The organism is Desertibacillus haloalkaliphilus (genome assembly GCF_019039105.1).
Taxonomy (GTDB): domain Bacteria; phylum Bacillota; class Bacilli; order Bacillales; family KJ1-10-99; genus Desertibacillus; species Desertibacillus haloalkaliphilus.
Map to the genome: position 1 here is coordinate 1 of NZ_JAHPIV010000281.1, position 390 is coordinate 390.

Consider the following 390-nt stretch of genomic DNA (forward strand, 5'->3'; position numbering starts at 1 on the left):
TTATATCACCTTTCTTTTTTTTGCAAGAAAGAACTTATCAGGTTCGTGTATCTTACTATTGTAGCTTTAAAATTGTTCTAACAGCAAATGGTAGATAAAAAAGATTGCAATTCCCAAAGAGATCACCTAAGATGGCTAAGGGATAAAGAGGAAGGAGGGGCTATTATTATGCCGAAATCACTTTGGTTATTAATAGTCGCTATGGCTATTAATGTAACTGGTGCCTCTTTTTTATGGCCGTTAAATGCAATTATTATTCATCAAGAGTTAGGTCGGTCATTAACCGCAGCAGGGTTTGTTCTTATGTTGAACGCTGGTGCGGGTGTTTTGGGGAGTTTAATAGGTGGTCGGTTATTTGATAAGATTGGTGCTTATCAAACGATGATATTC

General features: G+C 36.7%; 1 pseudogene. It reads left to right on the forward strand.

The annotated features are described in order from the left end of the window. Positions 1–168: 168 nt before the first annotated feature. A pseudogene (locus tag KH400_RS21930) lies at positions 169–390 on the forward strand (MFS transporter); the annotation flags it as partial.